Origin of the sequence: Marinomonas profundi (genome assembly GCF_020694005.1) — a bacterium.
GTDB classification, from domain to species: domain Bacteria; phylum Pseudomonadota; class Gammaproteobacteria; order Pseudomonadales; family Marinomonadaceae; genus Marinomonas; species Marinomonas profundi.
Genome location: NZ_CP073013.1, coordinates 1377727 through 1395483 on the forward strand (window position 1 = coordinate 1377727; position 17757 = coordinate 1395483).

17 protein-coding genes are annotated in these 17757 nt (G+C 48.4%); 2 read left to right on the forward strand and 15 right to left on the reverse strand.

Annotated features, from left to right (window positions below; translation table 11 throughout):
* The first annotated feature begins 78 nt into the window (after window positions 1-78).
* A complete protein-coding gene (locus J8N69_RS06505; protein ID WP_168826356.1) occupies window positions 79-462 on the forward strand; it encodes a DUF4168 domain-containing protein in 384 nt (127 codons plus the stop codon).
* Between the two features lie 84 nt (window positions 463-546).
* On the opposite strand, the gene J8N69_RS06510 is transcribed toward J8N69_RS06505, so the two are convergent.
* The 8 genes from J8N69_RS06510 to J8N69_RS06545 all read right to left on the reverse strand — a co-directional run bounded on the left by J8N69_RS06510 (window position 547) and on the right by J8N69_RS06545 (window position 7160).
* Window positions 547-1131, reverse strand: a complete 585-nt coding sequence (locus J8N69_RS06510) for a LysE family translocator (RefSeq protein WP_168826358.1) — start codon at window positions 1129-1131, stop codon at window positions 547-549.
* A gap of 73 nt (window positions 1132-1204) precedes the next feature.
* Window positions 1205-2047, reverse strand: coding sequence for an AraC family transcriptional regulator (locus tag J8N69_RS06515; RefSeq protein ID WP_168826360.1), 843 nt, complete (start codon window positions 2045-2047; stop codon window positions 1205-1207).
* Window positions 2048-2209: 162 nt separating this feature from the next.
* Entirely contained in the window at window positions 2210-2725 is a 516-nt protein-coding gene (locus J8N69_RS06520) for a virulence RhuM family protein (protein ID WP_168826362.1), read from the reverse strand.
* Between the two features lie 77 nt (window positions 2726-2802).
* Window positions 2803-4128, reverse strand: a complete 1326-nt coding sequence (locus J8N69_RS06525; protein WP_211085118.1) for an MATE family efflux transporter — start codon at window positions 4126-4128, stop codon at window positions 2803-2805.
* Window positions 4129-4227: 99 nt separating this feature from the next.
* Entirely contained in the window at window positions 4228-5454 is a 1227-nt protein-coding gene (locus tag J8N69_RS06530; RefSeq protein WP_227804000.1) for a multidrug effflux MFS transporter, read from the reverse strand.
* 33 nt (window positions 5455-5487) lie between these two features.
* The gene (locus J8N69_RS06535) at window positions 5488-5892 is read right to left on the reverse strand and encodes a DEAD/DEAH box helicase family protein (protein WP_227804001.1); all 405 of its coding nucleotides are present in this window, start codon (window positions 5890-5892) and stop codon (window positions 5488-5490) included.
* A gap of 26 nt (window positions 5893-5918) precedes the next feature.
* Window positions 5919-6755 (reverse strand): DNA damage-inducible protein D, encoded by an 837-nt coding sequence (gene dinD / locus J8N69_RS06540; RefSeq protein ID WP_168826366.1) that lies wholly within the window; start codon window positions 6753-6755, stop codon window positions 5919-5921.
* 3 nt (window positions 6756-6758) lie between these two features.
* Window positions 6759-7160, reverse strand: coding sequence for a virulence RhuM family protein (locus J8N69_RS06545; RefSeq protein ID WP_168826367.1), 402 nt, complete (start codon window positions 7158-7160; stop codon window positions 6759-6761).
* 263 nt (window positions 7161-7423) lie between these two features.
* On the opposite strand from J8N69_RS06545, the gene J8N69_RS06550 reads away from it, so the two are divergent.
* Window positions 7424-8374 carry a LysR family transcriptional regulator gene (locus J8N69_RS06550; protein WP_168826369.1) on the forward strand — a complete coding sequence of 317 codons (951 nt, stop codon included), beginning with the start codon at window positions 7424-7426 and terminating at the stop codon, window positions 8372-8374.
* Between the two features lie 67 nt (window positions 8375-8441).
* Here J8N69_RS06550 and J8N69_RS06555 read toward each other — a convergent pair whose 3' ends face one another.
* From J8N69_RS06555 to chvE, 7 genes are all read right to left on the reverse strand, one after another.
* A complete protein-coding gene (locus tag J8N69_RS06555; RefSeq protein ID WP_168826371.1) occupies window positions 8442-9950 on the reverse strand; it encodes an aldehyde dehydrogenase (NADP(+)) in 1509 nt (502 codons plus the stop codon).
* A gap of 197 nt (window positions 9951-10147) precedes the next feature.
* Window positions 10148-11908, reverse strand: a complete 1761-nt coding sequence (araD, locus tag J8N69_RS06560) for an L-arabinonate dehydratase (protein WP_168826374.1) — start codon at window positions 11906-11908, stop codon at window positions 10148-10150.
* Entirely contained in the window at window positions 11905-12684 is a 780-nt protein-coding gene (locus J8N69_RS06565; protein ID WP_168826376.1) for an SDR family NAD(P)-dependent oxidoreductase, read from the reverse strand. Before J8N69_RS06565 ends, araD begins: the two co-directional genes overlap by 4 nt.
* 14 nt (window positions 12685-12698) lie before the next feature.
* A complete protein-coding gene (gene araD1 / locus J8N69_RS06570) occupies window positions 12699-13667 on the reverse strand; it encodes an AraD1 family protein (protein WP_168826378.1) in 969 nt (322 codons plus the stop codon).
* Between the two features lie 10 nt (window positions 13668-13677).
* The gene (gene mmsB / locus J8N69_RS06575) at window positions 13678-14880 is read right to left on the reverse strand and encodes a multiple monosaccharide ABC transporter permease (protein ID WP_168826380.1); all 1203 of its coding nucleotides are present in this window, start codon (window positions 14878-14880) and stop codon (window positions 13678-13680) included.
* Between the two features lie 44 nt (window positions 14881-14924).
* Window positions 14925-16466 (reverse strand): multiple monosaccharide ABC transporter ATP-binding protein, encoded by a 1542-nt coding sequence (mmsA, locus tag J8N69_RS06580; protein WP_168826382.1) that lies wholly within the window; start codon window positions 16464-16466, stop codon window positions 14925-14927.
* Between the two features lie 120 nt (window positions 16467-16586).
* Window positions 16587-17648, reverse strand: a complete 1062-nt coding sequence (gene chvE / locus J8N69_RS06585) for a multiple monosaccharide ABC transporter substrate-binding protein (RefSeq protein WP_168826384.1) — start codon at window positions 17646-17648, stop codon at window positions 16587-16589.
* Window positions 17649-17757 lie beyond the last annotated feature (109 nt).

The window sequence follows — 17757 nt, forward strand, 5'->3', positions numbered from 1 at the left end:
GGGTTAATGAAAAATAAAAAAGCTGGCATGCTTCTCGCTATAAGATAGATTCATTTATTAAACGGAACGGAGATAGTCATGAAGTCTACAATCGCCAAAGTAACAACACTCCTACTTGCTCTAGGGTTAAGCTCTGTGTTGTATGCTAACGAAGGACAGACCAACTCGACTCAAGCACAAGCGCCGCAAGCGGCACCCGCAGCAACCGATATTAATAAAGCAGATCTTGAGAAGTTTGCAGCGGTGCAAACCGACCTAGAAGCCATTCGCGATGAATATGCCGGTAAACTAGAAGGCACCAGCGACCCTGAACAAGCAGCAGCACTGCAACAAGAAGCCGCTCAAACCATGGTCCAAGCAGTAGAAAGTACGGGATTGGATGTTAATGTCTACACTCAAATCGCTCAAGCCGTAAACAGTGACCCAGCACTGCGCGAGCAAGTAATGAAAATGATGAACTAATTAGCACGACCCTCAGCGTCTTTAGCCAGATCATGCAAACATGATCTGGCTTTTTTGCTTAGCAAGCCTCTCATTTTTTGCAGCTTACTGAATAAATATAAACCGATACGCCACATAGAATAACAACAGTGCCATTATACGATTTACCCACGCCATCACCTTGGGGTTCATCGCGGCTTTTTTGAGACTAGATCCGGCCAGTAAATACACACTCGGCGCGCCACAGGCCATGGCGGAAAGCCCAAGTGACCACAGTGCGATTTGCCCACCTTCGATCTGAGAACGGGGAAACTGCACCGTCACAATTGGTACGATGGCCACTAACGATTTCGGATTACACAGCTGCAATATCAGCCCTGTTTTAAAACTCACCTGAGTATCTTTAGCTTTCAGTGCGCTTTGTTGAAAACTCGCCTGCAGGATTTTCACCCCAAGGTAAGCAATATAAACTCCGCCCAATATGGCAATAAACGATTGATATTCTTGAGGAATAATCCCACCACCAAGATAACCTATCAGTAAAAACAAAATCAGCATGGCGAACCCTACGCCAACACAGTACAAAAAAGCCCGCCAGCCCTGTCCATTTACACCAGCAAACAGCGCCAGCATATTGGCAGGCCCAGGACTGTACATGACACCAAAGGCATAGATGAGTATTGCGAGCATAGGAACCTCTCAAATGGATATTTGATTACAATAAAATGGGAGAAAATAGTGAGATCTAAAGCGAGCGTTGCGGCTAGGTGCGAAGCAACGTTCGCCTAAACTGATAAGGCGTAAGGCCAAACATCGGCTTAAAGCGGCGATTAAAGTAACTCAAATCAGTAAAGCCAAAAGTAAACGCCACGTCAGCCAACGGCATGCCCAATTCCAACGCGGCTTTGGCGCGATTAATTCGATAATTTTGCCAATATTGATGCGGTGTCATACCAAAATAATCACGAAAGCAACGTAACAAATGATACTTCGACATGTGCGCCACTTGGCTTAACTCATCCAGAGATACGTCTTCACCCACATGAGCATGCAAATAGTCGCGTACTCGTTCAAATACTGGGTCTTTCGTGCGACGTTTGGACTTAACTAGACTAACAGAGCGCTGAATGCCCTTTTGGCGCGCCAAGTATTCGGCAAATTCAAACAACGCCGAAGAGTACTCCAGAGCGGATGACGTGTCGTTCTCGACTAAGGTCGCTAAACGCAAGATATGCGCTTTAAGCTCAGCATCGTTTTGCACAGGATGTTCGATACGAAAGCCTTGTGCTCGACGAACGCCAGCACTCTCAAGCATTGGACTTAATTGATCAGGATGAACATAGAGCATTTTGTAATGCAACGGATCGTCCGCGCCAGAATGGCCATCGTGAGCATCGTCTGGATTAAACACAATCACATTGCCCGCATGACTCTTGTGATGCTCTCCCAGCGCGAAGAAATCTTGGCGGCCAGATAAGGTCACCCCAAACGAAAATTCTTCATGGGCATGAGTGCCATAGGAAAAGTCGCTCATAGACGCTTCCAGCAACATGACCTCGTCAAGGACGGCACTTTTCGCAAACTGAAAACGATTTTCTGTCGACATCACACCCTCTAAACTCGCCCAAACCACAGTAATAGACTAACCAATGATAGACAAAAAAGATTGGACGATATTGCGCAACTAAGATTAATTGTAAACGGATTTTAACTACTTCGAGTTAGCATGTTCATGATTAAGCGAATCAGCGTTTCTTTTTGATCTGGCTTAGATTCTGCCACCAATAAGGTTAATGCTAACAATATCGACCAATCCACTGCCCGCTTCGGCGGTTAAGTCTGGCGATTTAGCGGTTTTCTGAATTAGCGCAATAGCCTGTTGTAACTCTTGTGCATTTTGCTCAAAACGCTGCTGATTAATAGTGTAACCCTGCACCAAATGCTCTTTTAAACGCTGTGTTGCCCAGATGCGAAATTGGGTTCCTTTCTTAGAATTTACCCGATAACCAACCGAAATAATGGCATCCAGATTGTAATGCTTTATACGTCGAGCTACATTTCTTTTGCCTTCTTGTCGAACTACCGAGTATTCCTCGGTAGTTGAAGATTCCTCTAGTTCATCTTCATTAAAAATATTTTTAAGATGAAGACTAATATTGTCAGAACTGGTATCAAGCAATATAGCCATTTGCGCTTGAGTTAGCCAAATTGTCTCTTGTTCCGAATCTAAACGAACTTCTATTTGTTGCCGATCATTTTCGTAAATAACAATGTCATTATGCATATCTTACCTCCTTGTTTATTGTTCATTTTTCGTAAAAACACGTTCAAACCCAGCAGAGCCGACTAACCATCAATGAACTAAAGACTCAGTTCTATTTTTGTGAACACCTTGCGATACATGTTCCAAGCACACCAACCCGCTAAAACATTGCCGATCAAAACGCCAAAGAATAAGCCTTTCAACCCAGCAATTTCAGAACCAATCCACAAACAAGGCAGGAAGAAGGCAAACAAACGTAAGGCTGAAATAGCCAGTGCGGTATAGGGCTTTCCTAAGGCGTTGGCGATAGACACCATCAACATACAAATGCCCAGCAAACCAAGGCTCACTGGCACTATCATCAAATGCCAATGCAAAATCTCTGCAACTTCTTGGTCGCTGGTCATTAAATTCGCCAAGGCACCTGAAACCAAAAAGGTCATCACAGCAATCAGCAATTGAAAGGATAAGACAAAACGACACGCCAAACGCACCACATAACGCACATCGTCCAAACGCCCTTCGCCCAATAATCGCCCGACCATGGGCGGCATCGACATGGTCAGCGCCAATACAGCAACAATCGAGAAAAACTCAAAGCGCGAGCCCAGCGCCCAAGACGCCACCGCCGCCGTACCAAAGCCCGCAATCAGTTTAGTCGCCAACATAGATGAAACCGGCGGCAGCAACTGACTCATCATCGCTGGCCCCATAATATGGCCAATCGACGCCAAGCTTTTGCCGATGTTTAAATCTTGCCAATCAAAACTTGTCCAATGTTTACGCGTCACTTGCGGCGCAACAATCAAGGTGCCCAAACCAAACGCCACCGTGGTCGCCATTGCCGCGCCATTCAAACCAAGATCCAGCGTAAAGATAAAAATAGGGTCCAGCACCAAGTTCAACACGCTGGTCACTATCATCATAATGCCAGGCAACAAGGTATTGCCGTTGGATCGACAAATGCTGTAATAAAAATAGATTAACGCCCCGACCCAAGCACTCAGCAACCAGTGAGGCCAGTAAGCATCAATGATAGGATAAACAGAGTCCGGCGCGCTCAATAACGCCAAAATAGGGTGACGTAACAACCAAATAAGCACACTAAAAAAAGCAATTCCCACGCTGCCCATTACCAAGATCAAGCCGCCAAGCTGCTTGGCATACCGCGTATTCCCCGCCCCCAAGGCGCGAGAAATAATCGCCGTCGTCGCAATGCCCAGACCCACTTGCAAACCAATCACAATCATCTGAATCGGCAAGGTAAAACCCTGCGCCGCCAGCGGCAAAAGCCCCAATTGCCCAATAAAAGCACTGTCCACCAGCTGGAAGCTCATCAGCGACAACACACCAAACAACATCGGCCACGTCATGGAAAAAAGCTGCTTCGCTAAAGAGGCGGATTGGGGTACTTGAGAAGACATAGAAGTGCTCATACAAAAAACTGAGCCTATATTCTAACCTACTTTGCTGGAGACAGGATGACACCCACCTCCACCAAACAAACTATGCGATGAAAAGCCTTATTCTTCACCGTGGCGCTGGCTAAACTGGTAGCCATACCTCAGCATCAACAAGGCAATGATGGAAAAAATGACAAAGCCACTCGCCAACGGCGTGACGGTGAAGTCATAGAACTGCCCTACTATTGTCGCCAGCACAATGGCAATCACGCTCGATAACGACGAAATCAGCGAGGCGCCAAGCCCTGCCATATTCCCTAACGGCTCCATCGCCATGGCATTCACATTGCCGAACACCATACCAAAGCATGAAAACATCACCATGCCCAAGCCCATAAACAGCGCAAAAGGCGGCACACCATCAAAATACAAGGTCACTAAAAGCAGCACAAAAGACGTACTCAGCAAGACAGCTAAAGCGCCAATCACACAACGCAGCATGCCTACCCGCAGCACAATTTTACCGTTTGAGAAATTGATAATAGCAGAGCCAATCGCCAGCATGGCAAAGAACAAAGGAAAACGCTCACCCGTGTCGTATACATCCTGGAAAAGAGACTGCGCGGTGCTAATATGCAGTATCAAGCCAGCAAAAATACAGCCCAGCAGCACAGTGAACGCCATCACATCACGACGAGCAAGAATGACGCGTACATCGGCGATTAAGCGTTTTCGACTCAACGGGATGCGGTTTTCTTTTAACAGTGTCTCCGGCTGACGCAGTAACAACCAGATTCCGGCAATTGACGCTTGCGCAATTAACAAGGCAAAAATCCAAGGCCAATCGGCTACCTGCAATACCAACTGCCCAATACTTGGCGCTAATAAGGGCACCAAAATAAACACCATCATCACAAACGACATAATGCGCGCCATCGCCGCGCCCTTGTACAAGTCTCGAATCAAGGCGCGAGAGGCAATTTTTGGCCCAGCAACGCCAAAACCTTGAATCATCCGACCCAGCAAAAACATCTCAATAGACGACGCCAAAAGCGCAATCACAGAACCCGCAACATAAATACTGATGCCAATTAAAATGCTTTTTTTACGGCCAATCGCGTCCGACAAAGGACCAAAAACAATCTCGCCAAACACCATCCCCAGAATCATCGCTGAGACAATCCACTGGGTTTGTTGATAATCGACAATGGCTAACGATTCCGCAATAAAAGGAAACGCCGGCAACATAGCGTCCATACTCAACGCCGTCAGCGACATCATCAAGGCAAACAGCGCCACCAACTCCTTTTCAGGTAAGCGTGTAATAGGCTTTTTTGATCCCTGCACTATTTAAGACTCACTAACTTGGCTTGCCCGTGTTCATACTGATACCCGATCATCGCTGTCCATAAAGGCTTTAACGGAATTCACCTTACCGCCATCTTCGCCGGGCGCGTTACACAAATTCCACTTAGGCGCGACTTCCCAATCCCAATAAAAACCATATTGACTCAATGCTTCATTGTTAAAGCTCGCGCCAATGGATTTTTCTGGTACAACAATAATCGCTTTTTTCACCTTTTGGTTGTAAAGCTTATCCAGCGCGATAAACATCAGCGCACGGCTTTTGCCTGAAGCGGGTGGCGACTTAATCAACAAATATTGCTCACCGCGTTTTTCATAGGCACGCTCCTGCATGGCGCGCATACCCAACTCATTGGATTTTTTCGAACTACCATTACCCGCGTAGTTGACTGAGACAGAAGGAATCTGTTTATTGATCATGGTTTAGTTTTCTCATTATGTGACGACTAGGTTTGGGTCTGCTTCGCCAGTTTCTTTTCTTCGGATTTAACCCGCCGTTCTAGCTTTTTTAAATCTTCCTCAGCAGCTAACTTCTCTGGCTTAATACCTCGCTGCCCCAGCATAGCGCGCACGCTTTCATTATTTTGAACATGCTCACCTGTTATCGCCCGCTCGCCCTGCAAGTTGTCTCGTTCAACATTGTGATTGGTAATTTCGGTCGCCAGGTTTTTAGCGGCAATGGTGAGCGTCGGTAAAAAATCGGCCAATGCACGGTTTTTGACAATGCCAAACCTGTCTTTCATCGCTTGGGTGGTATGGCCGCCAAATAGTGCTTTATCGCCTTGTGAGCGAATACGGCCAAAACCGGCATCGTCTACCCCGCGTTCGTAGATATTTTGCGACAGCGCTTTTTCGGACTCTTTTAGCCTGTCACGGGCTTCCAGCCGCGCCTGCAAACGCATACGGTCTTCAATCAACTCCTGCTTGCGGGTTTGAATGGCAAAATAGCTTTGGGCAAAAGCGATCTCGGGCTTGCGTGCGTCACCATTCTGGGCAATGAGGTAGCAGGCATAGCGAGTGAGCATAAAATCATCAACGGGGCGCTGCCCACCCTTACCCAATTCGATCATTTTCGTGACGCCACGAAAATGATCTGAGGCCCCATGCCCACTGGCTTCGCAAGAGTCTATGGCGCGATTGATCGCCGTTTGGAAATTCTCCCAGCGGGCATAACCCAAAGGGCCTTGCAGGTCGCGGGCAAACCAGAATTCAATGCCCTCTGCGTCGGTGCGCTGAGCGGCAGTTTCCAGGTTGGTTTGCAGGGTTTGTAATTGTTTATCCATGGTTTAAGTCCTTTTTAGACCTAGATTTAATCGGCATTGCGTCAATTTTCTACACACTGTGTAGAAAATCCGCACTCCCTCATCAAAAGTACTGGCCCAGCGACGAAACTGCACACCACGCGGCGAACGCACTCGATAACCCACGGCCAAAATAGCATCTAGGTTGTAGTGTACAACCTTATATTTTTTGCCATCAGAAGCAGTTGTCAACCATTGGTTTACAACTGCTTCTTGGACCAACTCCCCATCAAAAAAAATCGCTTTAAGATGCTTAGCTACATTTTGTTTCGAGGTGAGAAACAGCTCGGCCATGTCCAGCTGACTGAGCCAGACTGTGCCATTATCGGCCCGCAGTTGAATCTGGTTTTTTCCGTCTTCTGTGGTGTATAAAATCAGTTCATTCATGCGTTGATTTCCTTATCAGGGTGAGTGGGAATGGGATGCATAACCATCATACTATGTGGCACCTTTTTCACTGCTTTTTTTATTGATATGCCACAATCTCTCATTTGGTTATTAAAATTTTTTATCCTCAGAACGGTTGAAGAGAATAGGGGGAAATCGAGGAACTCTCAACCAAATAGATCTAACCAAATCTGTCTGGGCGCTTATACGATACTTCAGATTAGAGTAAAATATCCCTCTTAAAAACAATAACAGAGGTCGATATGGACATAGGTCTGGCCAAGCATTTAAAACTCAATCAGTTACGTTTGATTTCGGTCATTTCGGAGCATGGGCAACTTGGCATTGCCGCTGACGAAATGGCGATGACACAGCCTGCGGCGTCGCGTATGTTGAGCGAAATTGAGCAAACCATCGGCACACGTTTGTTTATTCGTCACGCCAAGGGCATGGAACCAACCTTGGTTGGTCAGGCGGTGGCACGTCGTGCGCACAATCTTTTGGTTGAATTGCGCGATCTTGCCCGTGAAGTAGGTGAGCTAAAAGAAGGCGGCGGTGGCACCACAGCCATAGGCGCCGTAACGGGCGCGGCGGTGGGCTTTGTGATTCCGGCCATCCAGCAGTTACGCGCGATCGCCCCCAGAGCGGAAATAGACATCAATGTCGACACCAGTGATGTTTTGGTTCGTGACCTTGTCGCGGGGCATAATGATTTTGTTTTGGCGCGAATTCCCCAACAATACGATGCCAACGAATTCGAAATTTATCCGGCTCGCACCGAGTCCGTCACGCTCATGGTGCGAAAAGACCACCCATTGGCCAGTTTAGACACCGTCAAAATTCGTGATCTAGCGCACTTTGAATGGGTGATGCAATCTCATCGAGCGCCCATACGCGAAGCCGTCGAAGCGGCCTTCATGGAAGAACGCGCCGAGCTGCCATTAAGCATCACCAACAGCACGTCTTTATTGGCCTTAATCGCCATTCTTGTCTCGTCCAACGCCATTGCACCGATTGCCCGCGAAGTGAGCGATTTGCTGGTCGGCCATAAAGTCAAAGCCGATCTCAAAGCGCTCAAATTAGACCGCAAGATTGTCATGAGTCCGTATTATTTATTGCAAATGCGCGGCCGTCAGCTGTCGCCATTGGCCAACCAACTCAAACGCTTAGTGCTCGCCGAGCTGGAACAGAAACCCAGCACAAATGACCTATAAAAAAAGCGAGTAACCGGTTTAACCCGCTACTCGCTCAAAACCCGCCTAGGGTGTTTCAACTAAAAAATTAACCAATAAGATCCTTAGGTAACAAGGCTTTTGGAATGTTTTGATAACAAACGGGGCGCAAAAAGCGACGAATCGACAAGGTTCCCACTGAGGTAGCACCAAAGTTTGTTGACGCTGGATAAGGGCCGCCATGCACCATGGTGTCGTTTACTTCCACCCCTGTCGGAAAGCCATTTGCCAATAAACGCCCTGCTTTGCGTTCCAGCACGGGTAAAAGTTTTTGACACGCCGCGTAATCGCCTTCATCAAGGTGAATCGTACAAGTAAGCTGACCTTCCAAATGACGAGCCAGTTCAACCATTTGCTCAACACTGTCTGCCAATACCACTAAGCCAAGTGGGCCAAATACTTCGTGATGTAACGTGGGATGATCCAACCACGCTTGCCCGGTTACCGTGAATAAATTGGGTAAGGCGGTGCGATCTTGACTGTCGGCGGAACGCACCACAGACTGAATGCCGGTTTTTTCTATCGCCGCGACACCAGAGCGATACGCATCCGCAATGCCGTCCGTTAACATGGTTTGCGCGGAAACGTCTGACAAGGCCGCACTCGCCGCCGCTATCATGGCGTGTGAATCGGCGTTGTCTAGCATCACCGCAATACCTGGGTTGGTACAAAACTGCCCAGCGCCCATAGTAAGAGAGCCAGCCCAACCTTTGCCTAGTTCTTGCGCTCGATTTTTTAGTGCTTCTGGCATCACAAACATGGGATTGACAGAGCCCAGTTCGCCAAAGAAAGGAATCGGTTCTGGGCGCGCGGCACACAAATCAAACAAGGCGCGACCGCCAGCCAAGCTGCCAGTAAAGCCAACCGCTTTAATCAACGGGTGCTGCACTAACGCCTGACCCACTTGACGATTGCCGCCTTGGATCAAAGAAAAAACCCCAGCAGGCATCTTGCAACGTTTTATCGCCGCTTCAACCGCTTGCGCCACAAGCTCGCCCGTTCCCGGATGAGCAGAATGGCCTTTCACCACAACCGGACAACCTGCGGCAAGAGCCGCCGCCGTGTCGCCACCTGCGGTTGAAAACGCCAACGGAAAGTTAGACGCACCAAACACCGCAACCGGGCCGATGGGGCGTTGTACCATGTACATATCTGGACGCGGTAATGGCGCGCGATCTGGCAAAGCTTCATCGAAGCGACGATCTAAATATTCGCCCGACACAATACGTTCAGCGAACAAACGTAACTGGCCCGTGGTGCGGCCGCGCTCGCCTTGTAAACGAGCCGCTGGCAAACCGGTTTCTTGCACGCCGACTTCGGTAATTTGATCGCCTAACACATCAATTTCATCGGCAATGGCGTTTAGAAAAGCCGCTCGGTCTTCACGAGAAGAATAACCAAATTCCTCAAAAGCCGCCTCAGCCGCTGCCACTGCGGCATCCACATCGGACACTCGCCCCACGGCAAATTCATAAGAAGGTCCAGAAGAAGGCTCGGAAGAAAATGTCGCGTCGCCCTCTACCCATTTACCGGCAATAAAATGCTGTCCCGTTAACATACTCACTCCTCTCTACTTTGTTCAATTAATAAACGTATCTATTCAGTACGATTTTTTCAGACCGAAGAGGACTTGATTGCAGAGGAAACATTTGCGACATGGATGTCGAAACCGAGCCTACAGGGAGGTATTCACGGCGTTTTCCTCTAAACAAGTCCATTTGGTCTTTTCACTGAACAGTTACGAATAACTATTTATTAATGACTATCTTTCGGTACGGCGGCGCCACGACAGCCTTTTAAGAAGTCAAAATCAGCCCCCGTATCAGCGCCTTGTACGTGGTCGTGGAAGAGTTTGATGTAACCACTTTTGGGTGGCTCCAAATGACTTTTCCAGTTGGCTAAACGTGTCGCCATTTCTTCTTCAGAAATATCCAGATGCAGACGACGGTTTTCGACGTCTAGCTCAATCATGTCGCCATTTTGAACCACGGCTAGCGGCCCACCCGCGGCGGCTTCTGGCGTAGTGTGCAACACCACGGTGCCGTAAGCGGTGCCCGACATACGCGCATCGGAAATGCGCACCATGTCTTTGATGCCTTTACGCAGCACCTTGGGCGGCAAACCCATGTTGCCCACTTCCGCCATGCCTGGATAACCTTTCGGCCCACAGTTTTTTAATACCATGACGCAGTGTTCATCGATGTCCAACGCCTCGTCATTGATCTTGGCTTTGTAGTCATCAATGTCTTCAAACACCACGGCTCGGCCGCGGTGTTGCAATAAATGCGCCGACGCAGCAGAAGGTTTTAATACCGCGCCTTGTGGCGCAAGGTTGCCTTTCAAGACCACAATACCGCCTTTTTGTGTCAGGGCTTTTTCAACCGGTAAAATCACATCTGGGTTCCAATTACGAACCTCTTTGACTTCGTCCCAAATCGACTCACCAGACACGGTAATCGCGTTTTTATGTAACTTGCCGGCTTCCGCCAAATGCTTGATCACCACTGGCAAACCACCCGCGTAGAAAAACTCTTCCATCAAGTATTTGCCCGATGGCATTAGGTTCACTATGGTGGCGATTTCTTGGCCCAGTTTGTCCCAATCGTCCAAAGACAAGTCCACACCAACGCGACCCGCAATGGCCAATAAATGAATCACCGCATTGGTGGAGCCACCAATCGCGCCATTGACACGAATCGCGTTTTCAAAGGCGTGGCGAGTCAAAATGTCCGACGGTTTCAAATCGTCTTTCACCATGTCAACAATGCGACGACCAGTCAGGTGCGCCATGACTCGACGACGGCTGTCTACCGCGGGAATCGCCGCGTTACCAGACAGCGCCATGCCTAAGGCTTCCGCCATAGACGCCATGGTGCTAGCGGTGCCCATGGTGTTACAAGACCCCGCCGAGCGCGACATAGATTGCTCCGCTTCGAGGAAATCTTCTTGGGTCATTTTACCGGCTTTAATGTCTTCCGACATTTGCCATAAGGCGGTGCCAGAACCGACACGTTCGCCTCTAAAATAACCGTTCAACATCGGGCCACCAGACACCACAATCGCTGGAATATCAACGCTGCACGCGCCCATTAGCAACGCGGGCGTGGTTTTATCACAGCCTGCCAACAACACAACGCCATCAAGCGGATTGGCACGCAAGGCTTCTTCCACATCCATCGCCGCCATATTGCGATACATCATGGCGGTAGGACGCAGTGAACTTTCGCCCACCGAAAACACTGGAAATTCCAGTGGCAAACCACCCGCTTCATAAATCCCGTGTTTAACACGGTCGGCAAGATCGCGAAGATGGGCGTTACAAGGCGTCAGTTGCGACCAAGTATTGCAAATACCAATCACTGGGCGACCATCAAATAAGTCCGCCGGTAAGCCTTGGTTTTTCATCCAGCTGCGGTGGTAAATATGATCACGTGAGGTACCGCCAAACCATTCGGTTGAACGCAACTTGCGCGGCCATTCTTTTGGTACAAACTTGTTTTTCTCAGCATCACTCATACCCAACCTCCATCAACAATAAAGTTCTGCGCCGAGCACATGGCCGCCGCATCGGAGCCTAAAAACAACGCCATATTGGCGATGTGTTCAGGCAGCACCTTGCCCGTTAGGCATTGGCTTTGTTTAATTTTTTCTTCGGCGGCGTCATCGACCCACATGCGCAGTTGTTTTTCTGTCATCACCCAGCCCGGCACCAAGGTATTGACCCGAATGCCTGAGCCACCTAAATCACGGGCAAGGGATCGAGTTAAACCATGCGTCGCGGCTTTGCTGGTGCCGTAAGTCGGATAACCGGCGGTTGCCATCATCCAGCCGACGGAGCCAAAGTTGATAATCGAGCCACCGCCGAGTTTACGCATCATTGGCGCGACCGCTTGCGCAGCAAACATAGCGTGCTTGATGTTCACGCCTACCAGTTCATCAAAACGCTCTTCTGTCAGCGACTCCAAAGAATGCCGTACGTCGTTGGCGGCGTTGTTCATCAACACTGAAATTGGCCCAAACACCTCTGCGGCGGCGCGGATTTTGCGTTGATAATCCTGAATATCCGTAATATCACAGACCTCAAAGCGCACCTCGTAACCGTCTTTGGTCAAACGTTTGGCAAGCGCCGTGCCGGCTTTTTCATCCAAATCCACAAAAGCGGTTTTCGCGCCTTGTTTGGCATAGGCTTCCACAATGGCGGCGCCAATGCCGGTTGCACCACCGGAGATAAACACCGAACGATCTTTTAAATCTGGGTAAACGGCACTGTTTGTCTTGTTTACCTTATTCATGCTGTTTGCCTTATTCATAACGGCGTTACCTCGGTATCGAGTTCATCCGCTTTTGCCAATGAATTTCGCAATGGCAAACCAAAAGTTGGCGAAGAAATTTCAAACACATCGCCTTCCTGCGCTTGAATGCCATCGGCAAACGACAAGGTCGCGGTGCCAAACATATGCACATGCAGATCACCCGGCTGACGGAAAATCGAATATTTAAAGTGATGATGCTCTAGGTTTTTAAAGGTGTGTGACATGTTGTCTTCGCCGGATAAAAAACCTTTTTCCCATAGAGTTTTCTCGCCACGCTCGATACGTGAATGGCCATCGATGTGCATGGGCAATTCGCCCACCAGCAATTCAGGGCCAAAAGACGCAGGACGCAATTTCGAATGCGCCAGATACAAATAGTTTTGACGTTCTGTGACGTGATCGGAAAATTCATTCGCCAAGGTGTAACCCAGACGATGCACTTTGCCGTCTTCACCCACTAAGTAAAAACCGGCGATTTCAGGCTCTTCACCGCCATCCAAAGCAAAAGATGGCGAAGACAAAGCCTCACCCGGCGCCACAACGCCCGCGCCATTGCCTTTATAAAACCACTCTGGCTGAACACCTTCTTGACCGTCTTTAGGTTTACCGCCTTCCACGCCCATTTGGAAAATCTTCATCGAATCCGTCAGCTCTTCGCTTTTCGCGTGCATGGCATTACGCGTTGCAGCGGAGCCTAAATGCGTCAAGCCTGTGCCCGTCAAATACATGTGCGCTGGGTCTGGGTGACGCACTGGGCAGTCTAGCTGGTTATTCTGGGCTAATTCAGCCAAGTTTACTGACTCGCCCAAGCCATGTTTTTCAATAATAGACGTCAGCGACACGCCATTTTTAACGGCTTCTTGTGCCAATTCATATACGCTAATCGCATTGTTCACTCGGCGAGCGTCCTCAGCTTGACGACACACCACACCACCTTGTTTGATTTGAGATAAAAACAACATAAATCGCTCCTTAACGCGCTTTTTGTTTGTTGTAGACGTCGAAAATAACCGCCGCGAGCAAGACCAAGCCTTTAATAACCTGCTGCCAATCTATTCCTATACCCAATATCGACATCCCGTTATTCATCACGCCCATGATGAAGGCACCAATCACCGCACCGATGACTTTACCCACACCACCAGACATAGAGGCGCCACCAATGAAGACCGCCGCAATAACGTCTAACTCCATGGCAAAACCCGCTTTTGGCGTGGCAGTATTTAAGCGTGCCGCAAAGATTAACCCTGCCAGCGCGGCTAACATGCCCATGTTGGCAAAGGTCAAAAAGGTCAAACGTTCGGTATTAATGCCCGACAATTTCGCTGCCTTTACATTGCCCCCTAAGGCATAAATACGGCGGCCAACGGTCGTGCTATTGGTCAGAAAAGTATAAAGCGCGATCAACACCGCCATGATCATCAACACATTCGGTAAGCCACGGTAAGTGCTCAACATGTAAGACAAATAAATAATAGCCACGGCGATCAACGCGTTCTTAACAATAAAGAACGAAAAAGGCTCGTCTTGAATGCCGTATTTCAAAGCTTGAAACCGGCTGCGAGCCGCAAGAAACACAATCGCGCTGGCGGCTAACACACCCAATACAAGCGCGGTTACGTTAGGACGCCCCACACCGAACACATCAGGAATAAAACCGGTACTTAATAATTGGAAACTTTCCGGAAAAGGACCAATAGACTGGCCTTCTAGTAAGGCCAAGGTCAAACCACGAAACACCAACATGCCTGCCAAGGTGACGATAAACGCGGGGATCTTCCAGTAGGCAATCCAATAACCTTGTAAACCGCCGATAATCAAACCGACAACCAGACACGTAGGCACGACCACAATGGTCGGCAAGTCATAATTCACCGCCATGACCGCCGCTAACGCACCGATAAAACCCGCTACCGAGCCGACCGATAAATCGATGTGCCCCGCGACGATAACCAGCAACATGCCAATCGCCATAATGATGATGTAGCTGTTCTGTAAAAATAAATTGGTTAAGTTAACCGGACGCATCAAGATGCCATCGGTCAAAAACTGAAACATGCCCATGATGACCACCAGGGCGATCAACATGCCATAATCACGCATGTGCGTTTTTAAGTAATTGACAACCGAAGGAGCGGCTTGCTCCTCAGTGGACGTTTCTTTTGTTGTAGCCATTATTCGTGCTCCCGCTATTATTCTCGCCGTTATTATTGCTATCGCTAGGCTTTTACTATCATGGACATGATTTTCTCTTGGCTCGCGTCGGCTTTGTCTAACTCGCCAACCAAACGACCTTCGTTCATCACATAAATACGATCACACATGCCAAGTAACTCTGGCATCTCTGAAGAAATCATTACCACGCCTTTGCCGTCATCGGCGAGCTGGTTGATAATGCTGTAAATTTCAAACTTAGCGCCCACGTCTATGCCGCGGGTAGGTTCATCTAAAATCAACACATCGGGTTGTGAATACAGCCACTTACTCAGCACCACTTTTTGTTGATTACCGCCGGATAAGTTCATCACCTTTTGAAACACACTTGGGGTGCGGATATTGAGCGCTTTGCGATAGTCTTCTGAGACACCGCGTTCAATGTTTCCGTCAATCACGCCAAATGAAGAAACGCGCGGAAGATTCGCCAATGTGGTATTGATTTGAATGGTTTCTTCCAGAATCAAGCCCAACTCTTTACGGTCTTCGGTGACATACGCCAAGCCGCTTTTGATGGCTTTTGGTACGGTCGATAAATCCGCCACTTCTCCGCGTAAACGCACTTCCCCTTGAATGTGTTTACCGTAGCTTTGGCCAAACAAACTCATCGCTAACTCAGTTCGACCTGAGCCCATTAAGCCCGCAATACCGACTATTTCGCCCGCGTGAACATTGAACTCGATATCGTGAATCATTTGGCGGTCAGCCGCGTCGGCGTGCCACACGTTCCAGCCACTGACTTCCATTAGCGTTTCACGGGGCTGGTTTTCGGACGTAGGCTTTTCTCGGGCGGGATAGCGGTGCGCCATATCTCGGCCCACCATGTCACGAATAATGTCTTCTTCACTGATGTTCTGAGCATGACAATCCAACGTAGAGACCGACGCGCCATCACGAATCACCGTAATGCTGTCTGCTACGCGGCTGATTTCGTTCAATTTGTGGGTAATCAGAATAGAAGCAATGCCCTGAGCCTTCAGCTCCAGCAACAAATCAAGTAACTTAGCGCTGTCGTTTTCTTGTAGCGCCGCAGTGGGCTCATCCAAAATCAATAGTTTCACGTCTTTGGCAAGGGCTTTGGCAATTTCCACCAGCTGCTGCTTGCCCACACCCAATTGACCCACTAACGTTGAGGGTGACTCTTTTTTCAAACCGACTTTTTCTAATAAGTCTAAGGTACGAGAAAAGGTTTTTGGCCAGTTAATCACGCCGCCTTCGACATTTTCATTGCCTAAAAACAAATTCTCAGCAATCGATAACAGCGGTACGAGCGCTAGTTCTTGGTGAATAATAATGATGCCTTTTTCTTCGCTGCCCTTAATACCCGAGAACGCGACGGTCTCACCATTAAAAAGAATATCGCCATCGTAACTTCCGTGTGGATAAACCCCGCTCAACACCTTCATTAGGGTCGACTTACCCGCACCATTTTCACCCACTAAAGCGTGAATTTCACCGGCTCGAACTTTCAGATTCACCGAATCGAGGGCTTTTACACCAGGAAAGGTCTTGGTAATGCTGCGCATTTCCAAAATGATATTTTCCATAAAACATCCCATTAGCGTGCGCACTACCACGGTATCAACACAGTGAGTAATGCGTACGCTGGCTTATTATTGTTGAATTAGGACAATAGAAACTTTGTTTAGCACAGTAGTCGTGTGCGTTTATTCGACTTGGGACTTGGTGTAATAACCACTGCCTAGCAACACATCTTGCCAGTTGGATTTATCCACCGTGACAGGCTCAAGCAAGTAGCTAGGAATAACTTTTATACCGTTATCATAGGTTGTCGTATCATTGATTTGCGGTGTAGCGTCATTCAATACCGCCTGTACCATACCCACGGTGACGTTAGCCAATTCACGCGTATCTTTAAATATGGTCGAGTATTGTTCACCCGCGATAATAGATTTCACCGATGGCACTTCAGCGTCTTGACCACTCACAACCGGCATAGGCAGGTCACCGGAGCCGTAACCGACACCTTTAAGAGAAGACAAAATACCAATCGAAATACCGTCATAGGGAGACAAAACACCGTCGATCTGTTTGTTGGTGTAATGCGCCGAAAGCAGGTTATCCATACGCGCTTGAGCAGTAGCGCCATCCCAGCGTAACGTGCCCACTGTGTCCATGCCCATCTGACCAGACACAACGTTTATCTTGCCAGAATCGATCATTGGCTGAAGTACAGACATGGCGCCGTTATAGAAGAAATAGGCGTTATTATCGTCTGGCGAACCGCCAAACAATTCTACGTTGTAAGGGCCTTTACCACTTTTTTCCATGCCGCTCACCAACGATTTCGCTTGCAGCACGCCGACTTTGAAATTATCAAACGTCGCGTAGTAACTCACATAAGGGCTGTTTTTAATCAGGCGATCATAGGAAATGACTTTAATGCCAGCCGCATCGGCGTTTTCTAATGCGTTAGACAATGTCGTGCCATCAATCGCGGCGATCACTAACACATCAACGCCTTTTACGATCATGTTTTCAATTTGAGATAACTGGTTGGGGATTTCATCTTCTGCGTATTGCAGATCCACTTTATACCCTGCGTCTTGGAAAAGTTTTACCATGGAATCACCATCGGTGATCCAGCGAGCAGAGGACTTGGTTGGCATGGCAATACCCACATAACCATTCGCCGCCAAAGCGCTCGCAGAACTTAGCGCTGTGGCACCCAGTACTAAACCCGCAATGGCATTCTTTAGATAGTTCATTAGCGTCTCCTGTTACGGCCGAGCAAGCACTATCAAAGAACAAGTATCATGCGGCCATAGAATTTTTATGATTATTTTTTTAGCGCTCATTAGGTCTTGAAAAACCTAC

What these genes read in the sequence shown, in the direction of transcription:
- araD1 (WP_168826378.1), bottom strand. Translation starts at nt 13,667, where the DNA reads ATGTTGTTTTTATCTCAAATCAAACAAGGTGGTGTGGTGTGTCGTCAA.
- mmsA (WP_168826382.1), bottom strand. Translation starts at nt 16,466, where the DNA reads ATGGAAAATATCATTTTGGAAATGCGCAGCATTACCAAGACCTTTCCT.
- J8N69_RS06525 (WP_211085118.1), bottom strand. Translation starts at nt 4,128, where the DNA reads ATGTCTTCTCAAGTACCCCAATCCGCCTCTTTAGCGAAGCAGCTTTTT.
- chvE (WP_168826384.1), bottom strand. Translation starts at nt 17,648, where the DNA reads ATGAACTATCTAAAGAATGCCATTGCGGGTTTAGTACTGGGTGCCACA.
- dinD (WP_168826366.1), bottom strand. Translation starts at nt 6,755, where the DNA reads ATGGATAAACAATTACAAACCCTGCAAACCAACCTGGAAACTGCCGCT.
- J8N69_RS06535 (WP_227804001.1), bottom strand. Translation starts at nt 5,892, where the DNA reads ATGATCAATAAACAGATTCCTTCTGTCTCAGTCAACTACGCGGGTAAT.
- J8N69_RS06545 (WP_168826367.1), bottom strand. Translation starts at nt 7,160, where the DNA reads ATGAATGAACTGATTTTATACACCACAGAAGACGGAAAAAACCAGATT.
- J8N69_RS06550 (WP_168826369.1), top strand. Translation starts at nt 7,424, where the DNA reads ATGGACATAGGTCTGGCCAAGCATTTAAAACTCAATCAGTTACGTTTG.
- J8N69_RS06555 (WP_168826371.1), bottom strand. Translation starts at nt 9,950, where the DNA reads ATGTTAACGGGACAGCATTTTATTGCCGGTAAATGGGTAGAGGGCGAC.
- araD (WP_168826374.1), bottom strand. Translation starts at nt 11,908, where the DNA reads ATGAGTGATGCTGAGAAAAACAAGTTTGTACCAAAAGAATGGCCGCGC.
- J8N69_RS06510 (WP_168826358.1), bottom strand. Translation starts at nt 1,131, where the DNA reads ATGCTCGCAATACTCATCTATGCCTTTGGTGTCATGTACAGTCCTGGG.
- J8N69_RS06515 (WP_168826360.1), bottom strand. Translation starts at nt 2,047, where the DNA reads ATGTCGACAGAAAATCGTTTTCAGTTTGCGAAAAGTGCCGTCCTTGAC.
- mmsB (WP_168826380.1), bottom strand. Translation starts at nt 14,880, where the DNA reads ATGGCTACAACAAAAGAAACGTCCACTGAGGAGCAAGCCGCTCCTTCG.
- J8N69_RS06520 (WP_168826362.1), bottom strand. Translation starts at nt 2,725, where the DNA reads ATGCATAATGACATTGTTATTTACGAAAATGATCGGCAACAAATAGAA.
- J8N69_RS06505 (WP_168826356.1), top strand. Translation starts at nt 79, where the DNA reads ATGAAGTCTACAATCGCCAAAGTAACAACACTCCTACTTGCTCTAGGG.
- J8N69_RS06565 (WP_168826376.1), bottom strand. Translation starts at nt 12,684, where the DNA reads ATGAATAAGGTAAACAAGACAAACAGTGCCGTTTACCCAGATTTAAAA.